The organism is Niallia tiangongensis, assembly GCF_044704065.1.
GTDB lineage: Bacteria > Bacillota > Bacilli > Bacillales > Cytobacillaceae > Niallia > Niallia tiangongensis.
In genome coordinates this window covers 3,348,308-3,375,264 of sequence record NZ_CP162613.1, presented here as the reverse complement: position 1 = coordinate 3,375,264, position 26,957 = coordinate 3,348,308, and the positions used below count along the sequence as shown (strand labels likewise).

Sequence of the window (26,957 nt, the reverse complement as noted above, 5' to 3'; positions counted from 1 at the left end):
GAACTATCGTATGGTTGTTCGGGTTTATTTATGGCTGGAATACTTATGTCCCAGTCTCTTTTTTGTTTGGAAGAAGAATTAGTTACATTTATTAATAACGAAAATAATTCTCCAAGCCATGATAGATAGCTGTAGAAATCGTTTCTTGATATTTACTAGAAAGCAAAGTTTGTTCCTCAGCTGGATTACTTAAATAACCCAATTCTAATAGTGATGCTGCTTGTCTATTTTGCTTAAGAACAACATACTCATTTTTTTTAACACCTCTGTCCTTTCGATTTGTTGCTTCAATAATACTTTTATGTAGACTACTAGCAAGTTTTTTCTGATTAGATGTGTAGTAATAGCTAGTGACACCATTAATAGAGCTGTCTTTGATGCTATCATAATGAAGGCTAATAAAAGCATCTGCATGATAGAAATGGCTAATATCGACCCTATTTTGCAATGGTATAAATATATCGTCTTTTCTGGTAAGGATTACGTTCGCGCCAGAAGCCTCTAGTTTATTAGCAAGTAGTTTTGCAGTACGTAGATTTAAATCCTTTTCTAATGTACCTATTACTCCTATTGTGCCGCTATCCTTCCCACCATGACCAGGGTCTAAGACAATAGTCTTTCCTTTTAGATCAGTGGAATCACCGTCATGAGCAACTTGCTGGCTTTCTGTTGCAATGTCTTCTACAATCCATTCTGCAATATATCCGAATTCACCGCTTGAAAGCTTGATTTTATACCAATCATCTAATACTTCTACGGCTTGAAAGGTTGCACCGCTATTTGCAACAAGCAAAACTTTTGAATTTACGGTGGCATCACTTCTTATATTTGTTCTGTCATAAAGGAGTTTAATCGTTTTATCTGTTTTTTCTCCTTTTCTGCTTTCGATATCACTGCTTTCTAACAGATTTTTATGGATCCAACCAATATTACCAGAGTATTGAATTTTTGCCCAATTAGATTCTTCTTCGATAATGGTAATCACAGTGCCTATACTGATTTTACCAATGATTTCAGCAGTTGTAGAAGGATCACTGCGAAGATTAACTTGATCCTCTATTACTGTCGCTGATTGATGATTAGCCTCTTCCTTTTCCGCTATGGTATTTGATTGGATTTGGTAATCTTCAAGTAGGAGATAATCATTATGAACCCATCCGGATCCTAAATTCGTTTTTATTTGAACCCAATCTCCATTAGTGGAAAGAACAGTAACCTCAATTCCTTTTCCTAAAGTAGTAATGACTTGATAATTCGTACCAGGTCCTTTTCTTAAGCGAAGACCATTTTCTGTAATGCTGGCTTTGGTTGAAATGGAAGGTGACTGTCCGGTTTCTATTGTTCCATTGTCAGTGTTCTGATCATTTTTTGTAACTAAATAGGCAGCAACCCATCCAGTAGAAGTGGAAGTATATTGAATTTCAATCCAATCATTTTCTTCTTTTAATAAGGGATACGCTTTTCCTATCTCCATTTTTCCAATTACGGTTTGATCAAGCCCCGGGTTTTCTCTAACATTTACCACCGTATTAGCTTGAACGGTTAATTGTTTTTCTGCTGATACAAGTTGATGTGTAGGAATGAAGAAGATGCTGACCAATAGTAATAGCATCCATCTTATATTCTTCAAACAAGCTGCACTCCTTCCCTAAATCGGCTAAAGATGACTAGAATAAATTTGCACTTAAATAGGATTCTTCATTTAGAATATAGATTCCTTTAAGAGATTCCCATTTTTTCTAATCAAATTTAGACAAGAAACTTCTTTTTAATGATATTTTTTAGCTACTCATGGTAATACTATAAAAAAATAACAGAAAAAAGGGTGAAATGCATGAGATTTGGTGAAAAAAGTTTATCAGTTAGTGAAATTGATTCCAAATTACTAGGCGTAGATTTTCACGATTTCATAAAAAGAGAAGGTAATTCAAATGCAGTAGAACTTGCATCTGAATTTGGTCTTTCATTAGGAGAAGTAAAAAAACTCAAGAAACAATTAGGAAAATTATAAAACAGCAGGGAAATCATTTTCGTATCCTATTGACAATATAATCGTTCCTATTTATTATTAATTAGATAATAATAAATAATCTAGTAAAGCCATTGATCGAGAAAAGTATCTATGAAACACATGAACAGAGAGGAAATGTCCATTAGGCTGCAAGCATTTCTACATGATGACATAGAGAAAGAACACTCAGGGAGGCTTTCTTCTGAAAATATTGCTTCATTAGTAGGTAGAAACGTGAGCAGGCGTTAACTGCAAAGTGGAAGATTTTTTAAAGATCTTCAATTAGGGTGGTACCACGGGAAAAATCTCGTCCCTTGTATTCAATATGGATGCAAGGGACGAGATTTTTTTTTGTATAAACTATTACGGATAAAGCACGGAAAAGTCGCGCTTTTAAATATTAGGGAGGATACATAAAAATGCAAATTAATATTCCAAGAGGAACCCAAGATATATTGCCAGGGACAGTAGAAAAATGGCAATATGTTGAACAAAAAATAAAGGACCTTTGTGAACGATATCAATATAGCGAAATCCGCACACCTATTTTTGAACATACAGAGTTATTTCTGCGAAGTGTAGGGGACACAACAGATATCGTTACAAAGGAAATGTATACTTTTGAAGATCGAGGAAAAAGAAGCTTAACATTAAGACCAGAAGGAACTGCAGCCGTTGTTCGTTCATTCGTAGAAAATAAAATGCATGGATATGCTTCACAGCCAATTAAGCTGTTTTATTTAGGACAAATGTTTCGATACGAAAGACCACAGGCTGGGCGCTTTCGTCAATTTGTTCAATTTGGCGTGGAAGCAATAGGGAGTAAAGATCCAGCAATTGATGCGGAAGTAATTGCACTTGCTTATTCTGTTTATCAAACAATGGGGTTATCTAAATTAAAGGTTGTAGTGAATAGCTTAGGGGATAAAGAAAGTAGACAAGCCCATCGTGAAGCTTTAATAGCCCACTTTAAACCGAGCATTGGAGAATTTTGTCATGATTGCCAAACAAGGTTAGAGAAAAATCCAATGAGAATCTTAGATTGTAAAAAGGATCATAATCATCCATTAATGCAATCCGCTCCTTCGATATTAGATTATTTAAATGAAGAATCAAAAGCATACTTTGAAAAAGTGCAAAAATACTTAACAGCTTTAAATATTCCTTTTGTGGTAGATTCAAACCTTGTAAGAGGTTTAGATTATTACAATCATACTGCTTTTGAAATAATGAGTGAGGCAGAAGGCTTTGGGGCAATTACTACGTTATGTGGTGGCGGTAGATATAATGGCTTAACAGAAGAGCTAGGTGGTCCAGAAGCTCCTGGTATAGGCTTTGCAATGAGCTTAGAAAGATTACTTGCAGCTCTTGAAGCTGAAAAAATAGAACTACCTATTGAAAAGAAAGTAGATTGCTACTTAGTTTCATTAGGAGAAGAAGCGAAGGATTATTCAGTTGGCTTATTAAATGAACTAAGACAGGCTGGTTTCTCTGCTGAGAGAGATTATCTTGATCGAAAAGTAAAAGCACAATTTAAAGCAGCTGACCGTCTTCACGCTAAATATGTAGCTGTTTTAGGCGAAGATGAGCTACAAAATAATAAAATTAATGTAAAACAGCTAGAAACTGGTGTACAAAAAGAAATTGAATTAACGGATCTTGTGAATGCGTTAAAAGATTTTGAAGCTTTTTAATCAAGTTTAAAGCTATTCTCAAAGTTGTTGTCTTGGGCTAATAGAAGAATAAATAATGATGAAATGGAAAAAAGAAACATATTCATTACTTGAAATATCAGATTGGACTTTAAAGAGGTAAATTTGCATATAAACGAATGTTGACTATAGGGAGGATACTTCATGTTTGGAAGAACGTATTTTTGTGGTGAAGTAACAGAAAAATCGATTGGAGAAAGTGTTGTTTTAAAAGGTTGGGTTCAAAAAAGACGTGATCTAGGTGGACTTATTTTTATCGATTTGCGTGACCGTACAGGGATTGTACAGGTAGTATTTAATCCTGAGATTAATAAAGAAGCAATTGAAATAGCAGATAAAGTACGTAATGAGTTTGTACTAGATATAAAAGGAAAAGTTGTTGCGCGTCAAGAGGGCACTATAAATGAAAATATAAAAACAGGTAAAATTGAAATAATTGCGGATGAAGTTACCATTATAAACGAGGCAAAAACTCCTCCTTTTGTTATTTCGGATCAGTCTGAAATTACAGAAGATGTACGCTTAAAGTATCGCTATTTAGATGTTAGAAGACCAGTTATGTTTGAAACATTAAAAATGCGTCATCAAGTAACGAAAGTCATGAGAGATTATCTTGATAGTGAAGGATTTTTAGATATCGAAACACCAATTTTAACGAAAAGTACACCTGAAGGAGCAAGGGATTATTTAGTACCTAGCCGTGTGCATCCTGGCGAATTTTACGCGCTTCCCCAGTCTCCCCAAATTTTCAAGCAATTGTTAATGGTTGGTGGAATAGAAAGATATTATCAAATTGCTCGTTGCTTCCGTGATGAAGACTTGCGAGCAGATCGACAACCGGAATTTACACAGCTTGATATCGAAACAAGCTTCATGAGCCAAGAAGACATCATGAGCATGATGGAAGCAATGATGGCAAAAATCATGAAAGAAGTAAAAGGAATAGATGTTACTTTACCAATGCCAAGAATGCCATATGATGAAGCGATGAGTAGATACGGATCAGACAAACCAGATACTCGTTTCGAAATGGAATTAGTAGATCTTTCTGAAATTGTTAAAGACTCAAGCTTTAAGGTATTTGCTTCAGCAGTCGAAACAGGTGGCCAAGTAAAGGCAATTAATGTGAAAAATGCTGGTAGTAAGTATTCCCGTAAAGACATTGATGCATTAACAGATTTTGTAAAAGTATATGGAGCAAAAGGCCTTGCTTGGTTAAAAGTGGAGGAAGATGGCTTAAAAGGACCTATCTCTAAATTTATTTCAGAAACAGAGCAAAAAGGATTAGAGCAAGCTTTATCAATAGAAGCAGGGGACCTATTGCTATTCGTCGCTGATAAAAAGAACATTGTTGCCGATGCATTAGGCGCGTTACGTTTAAAATTAGCGAAAGAGCTAGATTTAATTGATCAAAGCAAATTTAACTTCCTTTGGGTTACAGATTGGCCATTATTTGAATATGATGAAGAAGAAGGCCGTTTTTATGCAGCACATCATCCATTTACAATGCCTCAAAGAGCAGATCTAGAATTACTAGATACAAATCCTCAGGCAGTGAAGGCACAAGCGTATGATATTGTGTTAAATGGGTATGAACTAGGTGGAGGCTCCTTGCGTATATTTGAAAAAGACATCCAAGAAAAAATGTTTGGCTTATTAGGATTTACGAAGGAAGAGGCATATGCTCAATTTGGCTTCTTATTAGAGGCATTTGAATATGGAACACCACCACATGGAGGTATTGCAATCGGATTGGACCGTTTAATTATGTTATTGTCTGGTCGCACAAATTTACGTGATACAATTGCATTCCCGAAAACAGCTAGCGCAAGCTGTCTATTAACAAATGCTCCAAGTGAAGTGAGTGAAAATCAATTAACAGACTTACATTTATCATTAAAATTAGATAAATAAATTATAAGAAGCAGTGATAAACTTTAAGATTGTAAAGTTTATCACTGCTATTTTTTTAGGTATTTTCTTCTTAGTCTCCATCCCTATGATTTATTAAATTCGGATGCACTACTGGAAAGGAAAGATAAAATAAGAAACAATAGGAAGGAGTAACAACCATTTTAAATATGATAGAACTGAATTTTCCTTAAAGGAATAAACAGATTCTTACTTTTTTTAATTCTTATCTGGAAACAGGGAAATAGAGTGGTAGCTGATAAAAAATTATGATATATTTCATTAGTATTGTTTATTCTCCCTGAATGAAAGTTCCCCAAAAGGGAATATGTAAACATAATTAGCTTTTAGGAAAAATTAAATGGAGTTGAAAACGGATGTTACACCAATTTTCGAGAAATGAATTAGCGATTGGAAAAGAAGGGCTAGAGACGATGAAGAACAGCACTGTGGCCGTATTAGGAATCGGTGGCGTTGGTTCCTTTGCTGCAGAGGCATTAGCTCGCTCTGGCGTAGGTAGATTAATCTTAATTGATAAAGACGACGTGGATATTACGAATGTAAATAGACAGGTAATTGCACTTTTATCCACTGTTGGCCGTCCTAAAGTAGAAATCATGAAAGAGCGCATTGCAGATATTAATCCAGATTGTGAAGTAATAGCGCTGAAAATGTTTTATACAGAAGAAACGTATGAAGAAATTTTTGCATATGGCTTGGATTTTGTAATGGATGCTTCCGATACAATCTCTTATAAAATACATTTAATGAAAGAATGTTTACAAAGAAATATCCCAATCATTTCAAGTATGGGTGCTGCAAATAAAATGGACCCAACTCGTTTCCAAATTGCAGACATCAGTAAAACACATACAGATCCAATTGCGAAGGTTATTCGTACAAGACTTCGCAAAGAAGGGATTAGAAAAGGGATTAATGTCGTATTCTCAGATGAAAGTCCGATTGTCATTCGCGAAGATGTTCGTAAAGTGGTAGGTAAAGATAATGCACCGATTCGTAAGGCAAAGATGCCACCTTCTTCTAATGCATTTGTACCTTCAGTAGCAGGCTTGATCATGGCAAGTCATGTTGTTAAGGAGCTTTTAAAAGATATAAAAATTACACGTGTTAAGGATGAAAAATAAGCTCTAATTCTAAAAAACACTATCCATAAAAATTCAGTATTTAAAAAATAGGATGATCTTCTAGTCAATGGAGGTCATCCTATTTTGTTTAATAGGGAAAATTGCATCTAGCCATTTAGCCATTTGTATAGCCTATTGTATCCGTGCTATACAAATAGTAAACTGATATAATGAGTTGTTTTTAGAATTCGTTTATAACGAAAAAATGGTTAGCTTCCTTTTACATAATGCTAAATTAGCATAGGATTGAGCAATAAGTTTTAGCAAACTCACTATTATTTAGAAGAGAAATTGCCAATCTATCTAGATGAACCTACGGGAATAAAAGATATAGATAAATAAAGAGGATGAAGAAAAATATACATAGCGAAAGGTTGGTAGAAATATTGTCTTCCATTGTAGAATTAAAAAATGTTTCTAAAGTAATAAAGGGTAGAAAAATAATTGATTCTTTAAGCTTCCAAGTAGAAGCGGGAGAAGTATTTGGTTTTCTTGGTCCAAATGGTGCGGGTAAAACGACAACGATACGAATGATTGTTGGATTAATCAATATGAGTGATGGAGATATTTATATTTGTAACGAGAGTATCCGTGATCAATTTGAGAAAGCAATAAAGCATGTAGGTGCAATTGTTGAGAATCCAGAAATGTATAAGTTTTTAAGTGGATATGAGAATCTCTTGCATTATGCACGAATGATGAAGGGGATAACTAAAGAGAAGATAATGGAGACTGTTGAATTAGTAGGTTTAACAGATAGAATCCATGATAAAGTACGCACATACTCACTTGGGATGAGACAACGATTAGGTCTTGCTCAAAGTCTTTTACATGATCCGAAAGTTTTGATTCTTGATGAGCCTACCAATGGACTAGACCCGGCTGGAATAAGAGAAATTAGAGATCATTTAAGGATGCTGGCTACAGAGAGAAATATGGCGATTATTGTCTCCAGTCACTTACTTTCTGAGATGGAAATGATGTGTGACCGAATTGGCATTATTCAAGATGGGCAATTGGTCGATGTGCAATTGGTAAAGGATTTTGTTGCCACGGAACATGTATTTGAAATAGAGCTACACCCTATTGATAAAGCGATCAATCATTTGAATTTAGTACTGCCAGAACTGCAGATAGTACAAGGGAATCAGGGGATACTTATCACGGGAACGAAGGAGCAAATCCCAGAAATTATTAAAACACTTGTTTTACAAGATATAAGCATTTTGGGAATAAAAGAGGTTTCAAAGACACTAGAAGACCGATTCTTAGAAGTAACTAATCAAAGGGAGGGATGAAAATGATTCAGCAAATAAGAAATGAATGGATGAAAATATGGAAACGTCCAGCAACCCTAGTGATGATTGGAATTTTAATAATTGCAGTACTTTTACTTGGCGCTTTTAATAAATATCAATCTAGCGGATTTTCTGTTCCAGATAATGAAAACTGGAAGCATGGACTTGAATTAGAAAATAAACGCTATAAAGAAATGCTTGAGGATGAGCATCTTCCAGCAGAAACGAGAAAATATTATACAAAAGAAATGTCGATAAATGAGTATCGAATGAAGCATGATTTCAGTACAAATGTAGAATATTCTGCATGGGATTTTGTTTCTGATTGTATCCAGTTAATTAGTATCGCCGGTTTATTTACGATTATAATAGCTGCTGGAATAGTCGCAAATGAATTTAATTGGGGCACAGTAAAGCTTTTGCTTATCCGTCCATTGAGCAGAACGAAAATCCTATTGTCCAAATACTTAACTGTATTGCTGTTCGGTTTCATATCTATTCTTGTAGTATTTGCCTCTTCTTATATCCTAGGAGCTATTTTGTTTGGTCTTTCAGAAGATGCGTATCCATATTTACTTTATTCTAATGGGATAGTGAAGGAACAAAGCATGTTTCTTCATTTAATTAGTTTTTATGGATTAAATTCGATTAGCTTACTTATGCTTACTACAATGGCGTTTATGATATCGACAGTCTTTCGTAATAGTTCTCTCGCAATCGGTATTTCAATTTTCTTAATGTTTATGGGGAGTACTGTAACCGTATTATTAGCCAATTGGTTTGGTTGGGCTAAATATTTATTATTTGCTAATACAGATTTAACGCAGTATTTTGATGGAACTCCATTGGTGAGTGGCATGACATTGTCTTTTTCTATTATCATGCTCTTCGTATATTTTATCGTGTTCAATGGTTTAGCATTTTGGGTTTTTAAGAAGAGAGATGTCGCAGCCTAATTTTTTGAATAAAGGTCCTTTTGACTTTCATACTCTTTTTATTAGGCTGTTTTCGTAAAGTTTGCTGCTCTGTATTCCTAAATAATTTATTTTCCTATTGAAAAAGCAACAACCTTATAGAAAACTGCCTTTTATTATAAACAGACTCCTAATCAAGTATTATAAAAAACAGCAACTCTTTTTCTTCCTTACTTCTTTTACGGTATAATAAACGGAAGAAGTTAAACAAGAAGGTGTATAAATGAACGGGGAACCACTTGCATTCCGAATGCGTCCAACAAATTTGGACGAAGTAGTTGGTCAAAAAGATATAATTGGGAAAACAACAAGTTTATATAAAATGATTAAAAATGGACATGTACCATCAATGCTTCTATATGGTGAACCTGGAATTGGCAAAACCTCGATTGCTTTTGCCATTGCTGGAACAACAAAGCTTCCGTTTATTGCATTAAATGCGACGACTTCTGGGAAGAAGGATGTGGAAGCAGTTGTAGATGAAGCAAGATTGACTGGAAAAGTCATTCTCTTTTTAGATGAAATCCATCGCTTCAATAAGGCGCAACAGGATTATTTGCTTCCCCATGTGGAAAGAGGAGATATTGTATTAATTGGTGCAACAACAGAAAATCCCTATCATGATGTAAATCCTGCGATTAGAAGCAGATGTGGACAAATTAAGCAGTTAAAAAGATTAACAGATGACGATATTGAAGAATTATTGCATCGATCCTTAAAAGAGGAAAAAGGGCTTGGAAATCTTTCTATTCAAATTACGAATGAGCAGATTGCGAGAATTGCAGCGGGAACAAATGGGGATGCAAGAAAATCATTAACCCTTTTAGAGTCAATTGTCTATTCATCAGATAAAGAAGACGGAACTTTCATTATCAAAGATGAAACGATTGAACAAATGATTGAAAAGGTTGGCGTTTTTGGCGATAAAAAAGGTTCTCATTTCTATAACCTCCTTTCAAGTCTGCAAAAAAGTATTAGGGGAAGCGATGTAGATGCAGCGCTTTATTATCTTGCCCATTTGTTGGAAACTGGAGATTTAGTGGCAGTAAATAGAAGATTACTCGTTATTGCCTATGAAGATATCGGCCTTGCGAAAACGTCTGTCGGGAATAATGTATTGGCTGCAGTCACGGCGAGTGAAAGACTTGGTCTCCCAGAAGCAAGGATTCCTTTATCTGTAGCGGTTGTGGAAATGTGCTTGTCCTCTAAATCGAATGCTGCTTATAAGGCATTAGATGCAGCGATAGCAGATGTCCGCAGTGGCAGAGTTGGAGATATTCCAATGCATTTAAGAGATGGACATTATGAAGGCAGCAAAAAGCTAGGACATGTTGGCTATATTTATCCACATGACCATCCAATTGGAACATTTGGTGGTTGGGTCGATCAAGAATATTTGCCAGAAAAGCTAAAAGGAACACAGTATTATCATCCAACGGAAGCTGGAGAAGAGAAGAAGCTAGGGGCAATTTATGAAAAATTAGCTGGTTTTAAGAAGGATAGATAAGATTTTCTATCCTTTTTGACGTGTCTGTAATTTTAACATGCTATTTTTTTTCACTAGCAAAAAAGTTTAGAAATAAAAAATTTCGAAAATCGAATGAAAAAATGTACACAAAATTCAAATAACTATTAAAATAGAAGAAAGACAGGTAAAGGAAAAGGACGTGAAAAGGTGCAAATAGATAAGATAGAAGTTCAACATGTAAAAATGCCATTGGTGAGTCCCTTTGAGACAAGCTTTGGGAAGCTTTTAGAGAAGGACTTTCTCATTATTAAAATTTATAGTGGAGAGCACATTGGGTATGGTGAGTCTGTTGCTTTACCAGATCCAACCTATAGTGAAGAAACAACTGGAACTGTTTCCTATATGCTAGATGCATTTCTGATTCCTTTATTGTTAAAGGAAGAAATTAACCATCCAGATGATGTTACCAAAAGATTTGCACCTATTAGAAGAAATAATATGGCGAAAGCAGCATTAGAAGGAGCTATGTGGGATTTATTTAGTAAGAAACAGGGCATTTCCCTTTCAAAGGCGATTGGTGGAGTAAGCTCTTCCATTGATGTAGGAGTAAGTATAGGAATCGAAGAAACGACAGACAAGCTTCTATCAAAAGTGGATCGATTCTTATCAGAAGGCTACAAAAAGATCAAAGTAAAAATTAAACCTGGATATGACCTGGAACCATTAACTAAAATAAGGGAAACCTTTGGCTACGATATTCCTTTAATGGCTGATGCTAACTCTGCATACACGTTAGCAGATATTGAGCGAATGAAAGAAATGGATTCCCTCAAATTAATGATGATCGAACAACCGTTAGCATATGATGATATTATTGATCATTCGATATTACAGGGTGAGCTAACAACACCTATATGTTTAGATGAAAGCATTCATTCTGTGGAGGATGCGCGTAAAGCCATTGAATTAGGAAGCTGTAGAATCATTAACATTAAAATTGGCCGTGTTGGGGGACTTACTGAAGCCAAGAAAATTCATGATTTATGTGAAAAGCATGGCATTCCAGTATGGTGTGGCGGGATGCTGGAAGGTGGAATCGGTAGAGCTCACAATATTGCCATTACAACTCTTCCTTCCTTCACTATAGCTGGAGATACATCTGCATCTAACCGATATTGGAAAGAGGATATTATTCTTCCAGAGGTTACATTGTCTAAACCAGGGGAGATTGATGTTCCGACAGGTGATGGTATTGGTTTTGCGTTAAATAATGAAGTCATTAATAAATACTTGTTGACTACGAAAGTTTATGAAAATAAAACCATATGAGATATTGAGGGGGACTTAAGTTGCATCCCTATATGATAAGAGAAGTCACTGATAAAAAAGACATACAAAAGGTCGTAGAATTTCAAGATGTAATTTGGAATAAGAAGAATACAATTCCTTATCCATTTTTAATTGCATCTCTTCATAACGGCGGAATCATCATTGGAGTGTTTTCTGAGGAAGAATTAGTTGGCTTTTGTTATGGGTTTCCTGGATTTGTTCAAAATGAAGCATATCTAGTATCTCATATGATGGCAGTGAAGCAACAAAATAGGAATGGTGGATTAGGCTATAAGATGAAAATGAAGCAAAAAGAACTAGCATTAAAGCAGGGTTACAAAAAAATCATATGGACTTTTGATCCTTTAGAATCAAGGAATGCCCATCTTAATATTGCAAAACTTGGTGGGATAGTGAAAACCTACTATCCCAATCATTACGGAATAATGAATGATGAATTAAATGGAGGCTTGCCTTCTGACAGGTTTTTATTAGAATGGGATCTTAAAAAAAGTTCTGTTGATTATATTCCAGCAGAGGAGCAAATTCAAACTTTTGTTTCTTGGAAGATGGTTGAAAATTTGCCTATTCCACTCTCGTTCGAAACAATTTCTAATCAAGTTGATTACTACAAGATTCCTGTTCCAAAAGATATACATATGATAAAAGAAAGAGACTTTGTGATAGCAGAAAAGTGGCGTTTCATACTAAGAGATGCATTTAAGCTTCTGTTTGAAAAGGGGTATATGGTGATATCTTTTCAAACGACAAATAAGTTAGTGAACTATTATATTGTTAGCTCTGTTTAACTGTAGTGCTTAACGAAAAATCATTATTACTAATGAATCGATTAGTTGGAAAATAAATTTGAAGATAAATAACAATAGGAGGGTGAAAATGCGGGAAGAAATAGATCATTGGGTGGACCAACAAAGAGAGAATATACTGGGAATGTATCAATATCTTCATGAAAATGCTGAAATAAGCTGGGAAGAAATTGAAACCACTAAATTTATAAAGGGAGAATTAGAGAAGCTATCTATTCCCTATGAACTATTTGATGATCAAACAGGGATAGTAGGTTCTATTGGAGATGGTAACGGACCTGTTATAGGTCTTCGTGCAGATATGGATGCATTATGGCAGCAAGTGAACGGGGAATGGAAAGCAAATCATTCCTGTGGCCATGATGCACATACGACTATTTTAATTTTTACAATAAAATGTTTAAAGGCATTAGGCGTGGAACCAAAGGGGAGCATTAAATGTCTTTTTCAGCCAGCAGAAGAGACTGGTGGGGGCGCGATTTCTTTTATTAATAAAGGACTTTTAGAAGATGTAGATTATTTATTAGGATTACATGTGCGACCAATTCAAGAAATGAGATTTGGCGAATGCTCTCCTGCTATTTATCATGGGGCAGCAGCAAGCCTTAAAGGGAAAATTTATGGAATGCAGGCACATGCGGCTAGACCTCATTTGGGAATAAATGTGATTGATAGCCTAACGGCAATTAATTTAGCTATTCGTTCTATCCCATTAAACCCAGTTATTCCGGCATCGGCAAAATTAACATTTGCTCAAGCTGGAGGGAAGAATTTTAATATTATACCTGATTATGCGGAGTTTGGGCTAGATGTTCGTGCACAAACAAATGAGGCAATGGAGGAGCTTATTGCTAAACTAGAAAGGCAAGTGAGATTAGCGGCAGAAGCGAATGGCGCAAAAGTAGAATTAGAATTATTATCAGAAATGCCTGCTGCAAATCCTAATAAATGGATGGAGGGAATAGTAGCTAGGAGCATTAAAGATATACTTGGTGAGGAAGGGCTAGTTAAACCACCGGTGACACCTGGTGGCGAGGATTTTCATTATTACGCTAAAGCAAATGGCCATCTTCAAACCACAATGATTGGCTTAGGAACTGATCTCAAGCCTGGTCTCCATCATCCTGACATGCATTTTCAATTAAATAGCTTACTGCATGGGATTAAAATCATGACATTGTCAGCGTTTAGATTAATGGAAGAGAATCAATAACCAGAAGGGAATTCTTCTTTGGCCAAAGAAGAAATCCTTCTTTTTCATGAGTAGATTATATACTAGCAAAACAAACAAATTAATCTAGGTAAAATAGATACAACAAATCTACTATTATTATGTGAACCAAAAAATGTGATATCCTATTGAATAGATAGGATATAAAATAATTATACTGGATATAGAATGGAAACTAGGTTTTCCTCTCAACAATTCATAAGTAAATATGCTATAATGCTTAATGGCAATTATACAGATAAAAACACATAGTGTAGGAAAATTAAAGGGGCGGCAAATGAAATCCTTACTAAGCCAAGATAAACCAGTTGAAAGACTAGTCATTTTTATTTTAGGGCTTTTGATTATGTCATTAGGTATTGTTTTAGTGATTACAGCAAATTTAGGATCAGCCCCTTGGGATATTTTAAATATTGGATTGCATATTCAATTTGGTTTAACTATTGGTAGCTGGGCAATTATAGTTGGATTTTTTATATTATTAATTGCGGCAATTTTTTCCAAAAACCTTCCGCCGTTTGGAGCACTATTAAATATGGTGCTAGTAGGAATATTTATTGATTTCTTTTTGCTTCTTCCTATAATGATTACTCCTTCTGCATTGATTAACAGATGGATGATGTTTTTAATAGGATTAATCATAATGGGATATGGAATGGGAATCTATATCTCTGCAAAATTTGGGGCAGGACCAAGAGATAGTTTAATGATTGTCTTGTCTGAAAAATTTGGTGGAAGCATTGCGAAAACTAGATTATTTATGGAAGCTATTGTTTTATTAATAGGATGGATCCTAGGTGGGCCAGTTTCATGGGGAACCATTATTTATGCTATCTTAATAGGGAGAATTGCAGGGTGGAGTATCCCACAGTGTACGAAATGGACGGCATATATATTGAATCGAAACGTGAGAACAGGAAAAAACGTTCAACAACAGAAAATGGAGCGGGAGGCAAAATAATGAAGATATCGACTAAAGGAAGATATGGATTAACCATTATGATGGAATTAGCAAAGAAGCATGGAGAAGGACCGATTTCCTTAAAGTCCATTGCACAAACAAATAATCTTTCGGAACATTACTTGGAGCAATTAGTTGCACCATTGCGAAACGCTGGCTACGTACGCAGTATTCGCGGAGCATATGGCGGCTATGTGTTAGGCGATGATCCAAATAAGATAACAGCTGGAGATATTATCCGCATATTAGAAGGTCCTATTAGCCCAGTAGAAGGAATTGAAGATGAGGAACCAGCAAAAAAAGCATTATGGATGAAAATCAGAGATGCGGTAAAGGATGTTCTCGATTCCACAACAATAGAAGACCTCGCCAATCATAAAGAAGACGGCAGTACAGACGGTTATATGTTTTATATATAAAATATTTTAAATCGATAGTGTCTGAAGCGAAATGGAACGGACCGTTTTTTACATTTAACCATTAAAAACACCAAAGTAAGTGAAAATAGCCATTTAAAAAGATAACTAATTAAATGTAGGTGAATAACTTGGAACATATTTATGTGGATCATGCGGCGACTTCTCCCATGCATCCAAAAGTAATTGACAGAATGTACGAAATCATGAAAGACCAATTTGGAAATCCCTCTAGTATTCACTCCTATGGAAGACAGGCGCGAAATATCTTAGATAATGCAAGAGCAGTAATTGCTTCTAGCATTGGTGCACTTGAAAATGAAATTATTTTTACAAGTGGTGGTACAGAGGCTGATAATTACGCAATCTTTGGAATTGCTGAGAGCAAAGAAACTACAGGAAAACATATTATTACGACAGAAATCGAGCATCATGCTGTATTGCATGCCTGCCAGGAATTAGAGAAAAAAGGCTATGAGATTACTTATCTTCCTGTAAACGAAAATGGAGTAATTGATTTAAAGGAAATTAAAACGGCATTAAGAGAAGATACCATTCTCGTTACCATTATGTATGGCAATAATGAAGTAGGCTCCATTCAGCCAATTAAGGAAATCGGTTTAATGTTAAAAGATCACCCTGCTGTATTTCATACAGATGCTGTACAAGCCTATGGTTTAGAAGACATTGATGTGAACGAACAGAATATTGATCTTTTATCTGTATCTTCTCATAAGATTAACGGACCTAAAGGAATAGGGTTTTTATATGTAAGAAATGGTATAAAGCTTAATCCCCGATTATTTGGTGGAGAGCAAGAGAAAAAAAGAAGAGCTGGGACAGAAAATGTACCTTCTGTAGCTGGATTTCAATTGGCGGTAGAAATCGCTGAGCAGGATAGAGTACAGAAGAGAGAGCAATATAAAAAGTATAAGGAAATGCTGATTGGAATCTTAAATGAAAATAATATTTCATTTGAGCAAAACGGATTAGTTGATAATACCCTGCCACATGTTTTAAACTTAAGCTTTCCTGGTACAAATGTAGAAGCGATGTTAGTTAATCTAGACTTAGCTGGTATTGCTGCTTCAAGTGGTTCTGCATGTACCGCTGGATCAATTGAACCATCCCATGTTTTAGTGAGTATGTTTGGTAAAGAATCGGAAAGAACGAAAAATTCGATTCGATTTAGCTTTGGTTTAAATAATACAGAACAACAAATAGAAAAGGTCGGTCATGAGTTAGTTAAAATCATTAACCGACTGACAAAATAAATAACCTTCCCTTCCATGAAAAGGGAAGGGCTAAAGGGGAAATAGAAATGGAAAAAGCACCGAAAGATACACGCGTTGTAGTAGGGATGTCCGGTGGAGTTGACTCGTCTGTTGCAGCACTTCTTTTAAAAGAACAAGGATATGATGTAATTGGAATTTTCATGAAAAACTGGGATGATACAGATGAATTTGGTGTCTGCACAGCTACAGAAGATTATGAAGATGTTATCCGTGTCTGCAATCAACTAGGGATTCCTTATTATGCAGTAAACTTTGAAAAACAATACTGGGATAAAGTTTTTACTTATTTCCTAGAGGAGTATAAAGCAGGTAGAACGCCTAATCCTGATGTTATGTGTAATAAAGAAATTAAGTTTAAAGCTTTCTTAGAGCATGCGATGAGTCTTGGTGCAGATTATTTAGCAACAGGACATTACGCACAAGTTGTTAGCGAAGATGGACAAGTGCGCATGCTTAGAGGGAAAGATGATAATAAAGACCAAACTTACTTTTTAAATCAATTAACAGAAGAACAATTAAGCAAAGTAATGTTTCCTATTGGTGGAATGGAAAAATCAAAGGTTCGCGAACTTGCATCTAAAGCAAATCTTGCAACTGCTACGAAAAAAGATAGTACAGGAATATGTTTTATTGGTGAACGTAATTTCAAAGAATTCTTAAGCGGATATCTTCCTGCTCAAAAAGGGAAGATGGAAACAATGGATGGAGAAATAGTGGGCCGCCATGATGGACTTATGTATTATACAATTGGGCAAAGACATGGTTTAGGTATTGGTGGAAGTGGAGATCCTTGGTTTGTAATCGGCAAGGATTTACAACGGAATGTCTTATATGTAGGACAAGGATTCCATCATGAATTACTTTATTCTGACAGCATTATTGCAACGAATATTAGTTGGGTATCGAAGGACAGAATTGGTACATCTTTTGAATGTACAGCTAAATTCCGTTACCGTCAGCCTGACAATAAAGTTACTGTTGAGGTTATGGATGGAAATTCAGTGAAAGTTATTTTCCATGAACCGATTCGTGCTGTAACTCCAGGACAAGCAGTCGTATTCTATCAAGGAGAAGAATGCTTAGGCGGTGGAACGATTGATAAGGTGTTCCGAGATAATGAAAGATTAACATATGTTGGTTAATGATAGTGTCGGCTAACTAATAAGTTAGTCGGCAGTTTTTTTAAAGGAAGCTAGCAATATCCCCTGCTTTAGGAGGATTTGCTAGTTTCTTTTGTCTGTTGTTTAACCGAATTCTATTTGAAAATATGCTATACTACCAATAAGAAATGGAGTGTTTAAGATGGATAATAGTCAATTAGGAATACAATATATGCAAGGAGGAAAATGGGAGGAAGCAGCAAAGTTTTTTATGGATGAAATTGAGAAAAATCCAAAAAATGCTGTTTCCTACGTGAATTTTGGAAATGTCCTATCTGCTTTAGGAGATGACACAAGAGCATTATCATTTTATCAAAAGGCAATAGAAATAGATGAAAATACTGCCGCGGCTTATTATAGTGCAGGAGCTGTTTATTATGAGAAAGAGGCTTTAGAATCCGCTAAAACAATGTTTGAACAAGCACTAGCAAAGGGATTAGAAACAAGTGATAATTTCTTTATGTTAGGATTAACATATGTTGGCTTAGAGAAGGGGAAGCTTGCGATACCTTATTTTCAAAGAGCAGTTGAATTAAATAATCAAGATGCAGAGGCTTATTTCCAATTAGGTCTTTGTTTAGCACAAAGTGAATATATCGATGAGGCAATTACACAATTTCAATCCTGCATTTCATTAGATGCGACTCACGCTGATGCGTACTATAATTTAGGGGTTGCATATGGTTTTAAAGAAGAGTCGGAGAAAGCTAAGGAAATGTTTGATAAGGCTCTAGAAATCCAGCCAGATCATCTTCTTGCTGGCTATGGGAAGCAAATAATCGAAGGAAACTAATTTTTTAGGTGAAAAAGAAAGGAGGATGACAGTTGAACGAGCAAAATTCTTTGGATCTTTTTGATAAAGAAAAAAAGTATATAAAAGGACGTCACCTTGTTACTATTTTTCATAATGAACAAAATCTCTATTCTGTTATAAGAATAAGAGTAGATGAAACCAATCATGATTATGATGATAAAGAAGCGGTTATTACAGGCTATTTGCCAAAGATGAATGAGGAAGAGACTTATACATTCTACGGTGATTTTAAAGAGCATCCAAGATTTGGTCTGCAGCTGCAAGCAACTTCCTTTCGAAAAGAGATGCCACAAACAAAACAAGGGGTTATCGCTTATTTATCCAGCAATCTGTTTAAGGGGATTGGGGAAAAAACAGCTGAAAATATTGTGGAAACATTGGGAGAAGAGGCTATTTCTAAAATTATGAATCAGCCATCCATTTTAGATACGGTGCCTAAACTTGCTCCAGATAAAGCAAAGGTATTATATGATACTCTAATGAAAAATCAGGGCCTAGAACAAGCAATGGTTTCGCTTAATCAATTTGGGTTTGGTCCACAATTATCAATGAAAATTTATCAAGTATATAAAGAAAATACAATAGAAACAGTGCAGACCAATCCTTATAAATTGGTGGAAGATATAGAAGGAATAGGATTTGGAAAAGCGGATGATTTAGGGGCACAAATAGGGATAACGGGAAATCACCCCGACCGCCTAAAAGCAGGCTGTTTATATATTTTAGAGTTATGCAGTAATCAAGAGGGACATGTTTACCTCCATGCTGAACATTTGCTGGAAAAAGTAAAAACCCTGCTTGAAGAAAATCAAAAGGAGGAAATTGAATTTTCGCAAATAGCAGATCAAATTATCCAGCTGGAAGAAGAAGGGAAGATCATTGTCGAAAATAAGAAAATATATTTACCTTCCTTGTTTTTCTCGGAAAAAGGTCTTGTAAGAAATATTAAGCGAGTAATGGAACAATCGGAGTACAAGGACCAATTTCCAGAGTCTGAATTTCTTCTTGCATTAGGAAATTTGGAGGATCGTATAGGTGTCCAGTATGCCCCATCGCAACGAGAAGCAATTCAAACGGCGCTGATGTCTCCGATGCTTATACTAACAGGGGGTCCTGGTACAGGGAAAACGACAGTAATAAAAGGAATTGTTGAATTGTATGGAGAATTACATGGCTGCTCGCTAGATCCGAAAGATTATAAAAATGATGAGCCTTATCCTTTTATTCTTGCGGCACCTACTGGAAGAGCAGCAAAGCGGATGGCAGAATCGACAGGTTTACCTGCAGTTACAATTCATCGCTTATTAGGATGGAATGGAACAGGAACGTTTGAGCGAGATGAGGATCATCCTCTCGAAGGAAAGATTTTAATTGTGGATGAAACTTCGATGGTAGACATATGGCTTGCGCATCAATTATTTAAAGCTTTACCAGAACATATTCAAGTGATTATTGTAGGGGATGAAGATCAGCTTCCATCCGTAGGGCCAGGACAAGTGTTAAAGGATTTGCTTGATTCAGCTTGCATCCCAACTGTTAAACTGAAGGATATTTACCGACAAGCAGAAGGGTCTTCTATAATCGAACTAGCCCATGAAATGAAAAAGGGGCAGCTGCCAACCAATTTACTTATACCGCAGGGGGATCGCTCGTTTATAAAATGCTCTTCCAATCAAATTCCACAAGCAATTGAAAAAATTGTGCTAAATGCCAAAAATAAAGGATTTGCCCCTATGGATATACAAGTTTTGGCTCCGATGTATAGAGGACCAGCGGGGATTGATCGATTGAATGCTATTTTACAGGAAATATTAAATCCCAATCCCGATGGCTCCAGAAAAGAGCTGAAATTTGGAGAGGTTACATACCGAATTGGTGATAAAGTTCTTCAGCTTGTCAATCAACCAGAAAGCAATGTTTTTAATGGAGATATGGGGGAAATTGTATCGATTTTTTATGCGAAGGAAAATACAGAAAAACAAGATATGGTTATTGTCTCTTTTGATGGCATAGAAGCAACTTATACGAGACAGGATTTAAATCAAATAACCCTTGCTTACTGTTGTTCTGTTCATAAATCACAAGGAAGCGAGTTTCCAATCGTTATCATGCCAATTGTAAAAAGCTATTATCGGATGCTAAGACGAAATCTCATTTATACTGGCATCACAAGAAGTAAACAATTTTTAATTCTTTGCGGTGAAATAGAAGCGATGGAACTAGGCGTCAGCAGAAATGACGAGCTAAATCGCCAAACGACCTTAAAAGAAAAAATCAAAGAAATGTTTGCAGATGTCTACCAACCAGATGAAAAAGCAGAGCTGTCTACAGAGGAGTCTTTTGATTTATTGTATGAAGGCAAAATAAATGAAATTGACCCAATGATCGGCATGGACAATATTACTCCATATGATTTTATGGAAGCATAGGCCGTTAAAATGAGCTGTATATTATTGGCTTTGTAATAACGGAATGTTGATTCTACTGTGTTTGAAAAATAAACGGTATAATTCCGTTTAAATGGGGAAATACGAACATTTCCTTGAAAATAAAAGAGATTTTTCCGTTTATCGTATCCAAATCTTTGGATTTTGTCTTATTTTCAGCAGTTAATCGGAATATCTCCGCTTATATCTGCTACTTAAGCTCACTCTCGATACGTTAGCCGGAAATTCTCCGGTTATGAATTCTCATATTCTTATACTACTAGAAAATCAACAATGAATAATAACAGCGCCTAATTATTCTATAAACAAACGCCTATTTCTAAAATTTAGAGGTTTGTCTAAAACTAAAATTCCCTCTTTAGGGAATTTTTTTTGCCAAAGTTTGCACTACATGTTTTTAAATCCTTAGTGAAAAATAGTAATGTTATTCTTCTTCAAGTATTCCAGTATCGATTCTAAATTCCATGGAAAAATCGCCAACTCCTAAGAAAGTCTGGTATATTTGGATGCTATTTTGAGCATAATGGGAATACTTACCTGAAATTTCCTGTGTTTTAGGATATTTCATGAAACGAATGAAGATGGGGTGTTTTCCTATGCTCAAATGTCCAAATTGCCAGAGTAAAGATATTGGAAAAATTGGAATCAATCAATACTACTGCTGGAATTGCTTTATTGAATTATCGCTAACAAAAGGGATTATTCATACACATCAAGTAGAAGAAGATGGTAGTTTAAGTTCTTTAGACGATTTATTTGAAGAAGAAGAGCGTCGATTAAGTTAAGTTCTTCTCTATATAGTATTGGCGCTCTCTTCTATAAAAAGGGGTGCAAGGTAAAATGGGTAAAGCGATAAACACAGCTATAGCAATTGGTGCTGGTATAGCAGCGATAGGCTATTTACAAAAAAATAATATGATAAGTCAAAAGCAAGTAAAAAGAATGCAAAAAAAAGTAATGAAAATGTTCTAATTATTAGTAGGGAGACTGTAGACAAGTTTGAACATCTACAGTCTTTTTTTAATGAACGAATGGATATGGATTAGAATATGCATAAAAATTCCTTCTATCTCTCACAATAATTTAGGAGGGAGGCAAGGAAATGGATATAAGAATAAAATGGTATTACCGATTAGGATTTACATTATTACTATTTATTGTTTTATTTGTGTTCATAAAATTATCACCAATATGGTTACCCATTTTAAGTCTTATCGCAAAGGTAATTACTCCTTTTATCATTGGAGCATTTATTACCTATTTATTGCATCCTATTGTAGAGATACTACATAAAAAAGGTTTACATAGAGGATTATCTGTTGCACTTATCTATATCCTTTTTTTCGGTGGAGTTGGATATGCCTTATATAAAGGAATCCCCATTCTTATTCAACAGCTGGAAGAATTGACGGAAAGTGCTCCCAAGCTTGCAGAACAATATAAAGATCTGATTAACTCGATTCAAGATAAAATGGAATCTTGGCCATTTAATATTCAGGAAAGAGTTGACCGAGGGATTGACATATTTGAAACGAAGATGGAATCTCTTGTGAATAAGGTAATTAATGGGGCAATGGGAATTATCAATTATTCAATTGTTATTATGCTTATTCCATTTATCTCCTTTTATATGCTCAAGGATATTGATGCGGTACGAAAAGCATTTAATGGATTAATTCCTAGAAAATGGCGCAATAGTGCTCATGTATTTTTGGAGGATGTAAACGAATCATTAGGTAGCTATATAAGAGGACAATTATTGGTTTGTACAATTATTGGCGTCATCTCAATGATGCTATTTTGGGTTTTTCATATGAAGTTTGCGCTAGTACTGGGAATCATTGTAGGTGTAACCAATGTCATTCCATATTTTGGACCTATTATTGGTGCTATACCTGCTTTAATTGTGGCAAGTACTGTTTCTGTTAAAATGCTGATTATTGTGGTCATCATCATTATTATTCTGCAGTTTCTTGAAGGGAATATTTTATCCCCTTACATTGTGGGGAAAAGCACCCATATGCATCCGCTATTTATTATGTTTGCCCTTCTGTTAGGCGAAGAGATAGGAGGGTTGGTTGGCATGATTGTTGCTGTTCCGCTATTATCGATAGCGAAAGTGGCAATTATCCATATGAGAAAACACTTTGGAAAAAAAGAGCCGGAAATAAAACGTATATAAATAGACCGATATTGACAATACTGCCTATTAATCAGTATAATTCGAATGAAGCATATATGGATAAAATGGTGAAAGAAAAAAGTAGATTATAGACCACTTGAAAAGAGAGGAATTCCCTTTGGCTGAAAGGAGTTCTTAGTGAAGGATAATTGAAAGCTAGTTCTTGAATGCAGCTAATCCCTGCCGTTTTCCGCGTTAAGGACAATTGAGAGATGGATAATAAATTTTAGTATCTTCGAATACTTTTATCCATAATCAGGGTGGTACCGCGAGCAATACTTTCGTCCCTGTCCAGGGATGGAAGTTTTTTTTATGCCGAAAAATGGTCAAACTCTATATCTGTAAGGAAATACATAAAGTGAAATAGGAGGAAATGTGATGAAGAATTTAACTGGCGCAGAAATCAGAAGCAAATTTTTAGAATTTTTCCAGGGCAAAGGACATGCGATTGAACCAAGCGCGTCTTTAGTTCCCCATGAAGATCCATCTTTATTATGGATTAATAGTGGAGTTGCTACCTTGAAAAAATATTTTGATGGTCGAGTAATTCCAGAAAATCCAAGAATAACAAATGCACAAAAGTCTATCCGAACAAATGATATTGAAAACGTAGGGAAAACAGCTCGTCACCATACATTCTTTGAGATGCTGGGCAATTTTTCTATCGGTGATTATTTTAAAGAAGAAGCGATTGAATGGGCTTGGGAGTTTTTGACTGACGAGAAATGGATTGGCTTTGATAAAGAGAAGTTATCTGTAACGATTCATCCAGAAGATGAAGAAGCATATCTCTTATGGAGAGATAAGATTGGTGTTCCAGAGAATCGAATCATCCGTTTAGAAGGAAATTTCTGGGATATCGGGGAAGGTCCAAGTGGTCCTAATACAGAAATTTTCTATGATCGTGGTCCAGAATATGGTGACGATATCAATGATCCAGAATTATATCCAGGTGGAGAGAATGATCGTTATTTAGAGGTTTGGAATCTTGTTTTCTCTGAATTTAATCATAATCCAGATGGTACTTATACACCACTTCCAAAGAAGAATATAGATACTGGAATGGGCTTGGAGCGAATGGCATCTGTTGTTCAAAATGTGCCAACAAACTTTGATACTGATTTATTTATGCCAATTATTCAAGCTACAGAGGAATTGGCAAACGTGCAGTATGGTGAGGATTCACAAAGTGATGAAGCATTTAAAGTAATCGCAGACCATATACGTACAGTTGCTTTTGCGATTGGTGACGGAGCACTTCCATCGAATGAAGGAAGAGGCTATGTTTTAAGAAGATTATTGCGTAGAGCAGTAAGATATGCAAAGAAAATTAACATTAATCGTCCATTTATGTTTGAATTAGTTCCAGTTGTTGCAGAAATTATGGTTGATTATTATCCAACTGTGAAGGAAAAGACAGAGTTCATTCAAAAAGTAATGAAAAGTGAAGAAGAACGTTTTCATGAAACATTAAATGAAGGTCTTGGAATTCTTTCCGAAGTAATGGAGAAAGCAAAAGAAAAGGGCGTAATAGCAGGAGAAGATATTTTCCGTTTATATGATACCTATGGTTTCCCAGTTGAACTAACAGAGGAATATGCGGAGGAACAAGGTCTTGGCATTGATCATGAAGGTTTTGAAAGGGAAATGGAAAGTCAGCGTGATCGTGCAAGAAAAGCTCGTCAAGAAGTAGACAGTATGCAAGTTCAAAGTGGAGTTTTAGGAAATATCAAGGTGGATAGTCAATTTGTCGGTTACGAACAGTGGGAAACAGAAGCTAAAATAGTTGCTTTATTGAAGAATGGAGAAGAAGTTGAGTCAGCTGAAGCTGGTGACGAAATTCAATTTATTTTAGATAAGACACCATTTTATGCAGAGAGCGGCGGTCAAATTGCTGACAAGGGAAGCGTAAAATCTGATCATGTCACTATTCGAGTAGAAGATGTTCAAAAAGCACCTAATGGTCAAAACTTGCATAGAGGAACGATTGAAACGGGAGCTATTATGGTTAATGATGTATTAAAAGCTACAGTAGATCGTCAAAATCGTTCGAAAATTGTTAAGAACCATACAGCTACTCATTTATTGCATCAGGCATTAAAGGATGTTTTAGGAACACATGTTAATCAAGCAGGTTCCCTAGTACAACCAGATCGTTTACGTTTTGATTTCTCTCATTTTGGACAAATTACAGCTGAGGAATTAGATGAAATTGAAAAAATCGTAAATGAAAAAATTTGGGAAAGTATCGCAGTGCAAATTGATTATAAAAATATCGATGAAGCAAAAGCGATGGGAGCAATGGCTCTATTTGGTGAAAAATATGGAAAAATCGTGCGTGTTGTTCAAGTTGGTTCATATAGTTTAGAATTATGTGGTGGCTGTCATGTAGACAACACTTCAGCAATCGGTTTATTTAAAATTGTATCAGAAGCTGGAATCGGTGCTGGAACTAGACGTATAGAAGCAGTAACTGGACAAGCAGCATATCAACAATTAACAGATCAAATTCACTTATTAAAAGATGCTGCAAATAAATTAAAAACAAATCCAAAGGATGTTGCTACACGTATTGATAGTCTTCTTACTGAAGTAAAGCAGTTACAACGTGAAAATGAGTCTCTTGCTGCAAAACTAAGCAATATAGAAGCAGGTAATCTTGTAGAAAAAGTGAAAATGGTAAATGGGGTGCCTGTGCTTGCAGCATCAATACCAAATGTGGATATGAATAATCTTCGTTCAATGGCTGATGAATTAAAACAAAAAATTGGTTCTGTTGTTTTAGTACTTGGAAGTGCAAATGAAGGAAAAGTAAATATCATTGCTGGTGTCACAAAAGATTTAATGGATAGAGGCTTCCATGCAGGGAAGATTGTTAAAGAAGTGGCTTCCATATGCGGCGGCGGCGGCGGCGGTCGTCCAGATATGGCTCAAGCAGGCGGAAAGGATCCATCTAAACTAAAAGATGCCCTCGATTTTGTAGAAGATTATGTGAAATCCGTTTGATATTAGGGACAAGTAGTGTAAAATGTAGATAACTCTAAACAGAAATTGTTCGAAAAGGAAATGGGGTGTTTCAAAATGAGCTCATTCGATAAAACAATGAGATTCAATTTTCCAGAAGAACCATATGAACATGATGTAAAAGAAGTCCTTTATCAAGTATATGAAGCACTTCAAGAAAAAGGATATAATCCGATTAATCAAATTGTTGGTTATCTGCTTTCCGGGGATCCTGCTTATATACCCCGTCATATGGATGCGCGGAATATCATCAGAAAATTAGAGCGTGATGAAATCATTGAGGAACTTGTGAAGTTTTATTTAAAACAGCAACGAGAGGAATAAACATATGCGAGTAATGGGCTTAGATGTTGGCTCAAAAACAGTAGGAGTAGCTGTTAGTGATGCTTTAGGGTGGACAGCACAAGGAATAGAAACAATTCAAATCGACGAAGAAAAAGAACGATTTGGCCTAGATCGTATTGAATCCTTGATTGTTGAGTATGATGTAGGTAAAATAGTGGTTGGACTTCCGAAAAATATGAATGGTAGTATAGGATTTCGTGGCGAAGCTAGTCAATTGTATGGCAAGCTATTAGAAGAACGATTTGAATTACCAGTTGTTTTTTGGGATGAAAGACTAACAACAATGGCTGCTGAAAGAATCCTTTTAGAAGCAGATGTTAGTAGAAAAAAACGCAAAAAAGTTATCGATAAAATGGCTGCATCCTTGATTTTGCAAGGGTATTTAGACAGTCAAAAATAATGAGGTG

Annotated in this window: 23 protein-coding genes and 2 other annotated features; of the genes, 22 read left to right on the top strand and 1 reads right to left on the bottom strand. The window is 35.6% G+C overall.

All coding sequences use genetic code 11. From position 1 onward, the window contains the following. Positions 1-91: 91 nt before the first annotated feature. The gene (locus AB3U99_RS16295) at positions 92-1,630 is read right to left on the bottom strand and encodes an N-acetylmuramoyl-L-alanine amidase (protein ID WP_400242604.1); all 1,539 of its coding nucleotides are present in this window, start codon (positions 1,628-1,630) and stop codon (positions 92-94) included. 204 nt (positions 1,631-1,834) lie between these two features. Here AB3U99_RS16295 and AB3U99_RS16290 point away from each other — a divergent pair, with 204 nt between their 5' ends. From AB3U99_RS16290 to ruvX, 22 genes are all read left to right on the top strand, one after another. Further along, a complete protein-coding gene (locus tag AB3U99_RS16290) occupies positions 1,835-2,011 on the top strand; it encodes a hypothetical protein (protein WP_400242603.1) in 177 nt (58 codons plus the stop codon). A gap of 83 nt (positions 2,012-2,094) precedes the next feature. Continuing rightward, positions 2,095-2,329: a binding site (T-box leader), on the top strand. A gap of 101 nt (positions 2,330-2,430) precedes the next feature. Next, complete coding sequence (hisS, locus tag AB3U99_RS16285) at positions 2,431-3,705, top strand: histidine--tRNA ligase (protein WP_400242602.1); 1,275 nt, start codon at positions 2,431-2,433, stop codon at positions 3,703-3,705. A gap of 162 nt (positions 3,706-3,867) precedes the next feature. Beyond that, the gene (gene aspS, locus AB3U99_RS16280; RefSeq protein WP_400242601.1) at positions 3,868-5,637 is read left to right on the top strand and encodes an aspartate--tRNA ligase; all 1,770 of its coding nucleotides are present in this window, start codon (positions 3,868-3,870) and stop codon (positions 5,635-5,637) included. A gap of 374 nt (positions 5,638-6,011) precedes the next feature. Continuing rightward, positions 6,012-6,779: a tRNA threonylcarbamoyladenosine dehydratase gene (locus AB3U99_RS16275; RefSeq protein ID WP_312093389.1), complete on the top strand. Its 768-nt coding sequence runs from the start codon at positions 6,012-6,014 to the stop codon at positions 6,777-6,779. Positions 6,780-7,165: 386 nt separating this feature from the next. Continuing rightward, positions 7,166-8,077 (top strand): ABC transporter ATP-binding protein, encoded by a 912-nt coding sequence (locus AB3U99_RS16270; protein ID WP_400248102.1) that lies wholly within the window; start codon positions 7,166-7,168, stop codon positions 8,075-8,077. A gap of 2 nt (positions 8,078-8,079) precedes the next feature. Next, positions 8,080-9,033 carry an ABC transporter permease gene (locus AB3U99_RS16265; protein ID WP_400242600.1) on the top strand — a complete coding sequence of 318 codons (954 nt, stop codon included), beginning with the start codon at positions 8,080-8,082 and terminating at the stop codon, positions 9,031-9,033. Positions 9,034-9,274: 241 nt separating this feature from the next. Further along, complete coding sequence (locus AB3U99_RS16260; protein WP_400242599.1) at positions 9,275-10,558, top strand: replication-associated recombination protein A; 1,284 nt, start codon at positions 9,275-9,277, stop codon at positions 10,556-10,558. A gap of 168 nt (positions 10,559-10,726) precedes the next feature. Then, a complete protein-coding gene (gene menC / locus AB3U99_RS16255) occupies positions 10,727-11,848 on the top strand; it encodes an o-succinylbenzoate synthase (RefSeq protein WP_400242598.1) in 1,122 nt (373 codons plus the stop codon). A 20-nt stretch (positions 11,849-11,868) separates the two neighbouring features. Continuing rightward, positions 11,869-12,657 (top strand): hypothetical protein, encoded by a 789-nt coding sequence (locus tag AB3U99_RS16250; protein ID WP_400242597.1) that lies wholly within the window; start codon positions 11,869-11,871, stop codon positions 12,655-12,657. Between the two features lie 88 nt (positions 12,658-12,745). Continuing rightward, the gene (locus AB3U99_RS16245; protein WP_400242596.1) at positions 12,746-13,888 is read left to right on the top strand and encodes a M20 peptidase aminoacylase family protein; all 1,143 of its coding nucleotides are present in this window, start codon (positions 12,746-12,748) and stop codon (positions 13,886-13,888) included. A gap of 295 nt (positions 13,889-14,183) precedes the next feature. Next, positions 14,184-14,867, top strand: coding sequence for a YitT family protein (locus AB3U99_RS16240; protein ID WP_400242595.1), 684 nt, complete (start codon positions 14,184-14,186; stop codon positions 14,865-14,867). Next, the gene (gene cymR / locus AB3U99_RS16235; RefSeq protein WP_312093375.1) at positions 14,867-15,286 is read left to right on the top strand and encodes a cysteine metabolism transcriptional regulator CymR; all 420 of its coding nucleotides are present in this window, start codon (positions 14,867-14,869) and stop codon (positions 15,284-15,286) included. The genes AB3U99_RS16240 and cymR overlap by 1 nt, the downstream gene beginning before the upstream one ends. A 128-nt stretch (positions 15,287-15,414) precedes the next feature. Next, positions 15,415-16,557 (top strand): cysteine desulfurase family protein, encoded by a 1,143-nt coding sequence (locus AB3U99_RS16230; RefSeq protein ID WP_400242594.1) that lies wholly within the window; start codon positions 15,415-15,417, stop codon positions 16,555-16,557. Between the two features lie 47 nt (positions 16,558-16,604). Then, positions 16,605-17,720, top strand: coding sequence for a tRNA 2-thiouridine(34) synthase MnmA (gene mnmA, locus AB3U99_RS16225; protein WP_400242593.1), 1,116 nt, complete (start codon positions 16,605-16,607; stop codon positions 17,718-17,720). 160 nt (positions 17,721-17,880) lie between these two features. Then, positions 17,881-18,531: a tetratricopeptide repeat protein gene (locus AB3U99_RS16220; RefSeq protein WP_400242592.1), complete on the top strand. Its 651-nt coding sequence runs from the start codon at positions 17,881-17,883 to the stop codon at positions 18,529-18,531. A gap of 32 nt (positions 18,532-18,563) precedes the next feature. Continuing rightward, a complete protein-coding gene (locus AB3U99_RS16215; RefSeq protein ID WP_400242591.1) occupies positions 18,564-20,981 on the top strand; it encodes an ATP-dependent RecD-like DNA helicase in 2,418 nt (805 codons plus the stop codon). Positions 20,982-21,595: 614 nt separating this feature from the next. Next, positions 21,596-21,784, top strand: coding sequence for a hypothetical protein (locus tag AB3U99_RS16210; RefSeq protein WP_016202904.1), 189 nt, complete (start codon positions 21,596-21,598; stop codon positions 21,782-21,784). Between the two features lie 55 nt (positions 21,785-21,839). Then, positions 21,840-21,971, top strand: coding sequence for a DUF3918 family protein (locus tag AB3U99_RS16205; protein WP_400242590.1), 132 nt, complete (start codon positions 21,840-21,842; stop codon positions 21,969-21,971). Positions 21,972-22,101: 130 nt separating this feature from the next. After that, entirely contained in the window at positions 22,102-23,181 is a 1,080-nt protein-coding gene (locus AB3U99_RS16200; RefSeq protein WP_400242589.1) for an AI-2E family transporter, read from the top strand. Positions 23,182-23,240: 59 nt separating this feature from the next. After that, positions 23,241-23,473: a binding site (T-box leader), on the top strand. Positions 23,474-23,559: 86 nt separating this feature from the next. Then, positions 23,560-26,187: an alanine--tRNA ligase gene (gene alaS, locus AB3U99_RS16195; RefSeq protein WP_400242588.1), complete on the top strand. Its 2,628-nt coding sequence runs from the start codon at positions 23,560-23,562 to the stop codon at positions 26,185-26,187. 75 nt (positions 26,188-26,262) lie between these two features. Next, positions 26,263-26,529: an IreB family regulatory phosphoprotein gene (locus AB3U99_RS16190; RefSeq protein ID WP_031538876.1), complete on the top strand. Its 267-nt coding sequence runs from the start codon at positions 26,263-26,265 to the stop codon at positions 26,527-26,529. Between the two features lie 4 nt (positions 26,530-26,533). Further along, the gene (gene ruvX, locus AB3U99_RS16185; protein WP_400242587.1) at positions 26,534-26,950 is read left to right on the top strand and encodes a Holliday junction resolvase RuvX; all 417 of its coding nucleotides are present in this window, start codon (positions 26,534-26,536) and stop codon (positions 26,948-26,950) included. Positions 26,951-26,957: the final 7 nt, after the last annotated feature.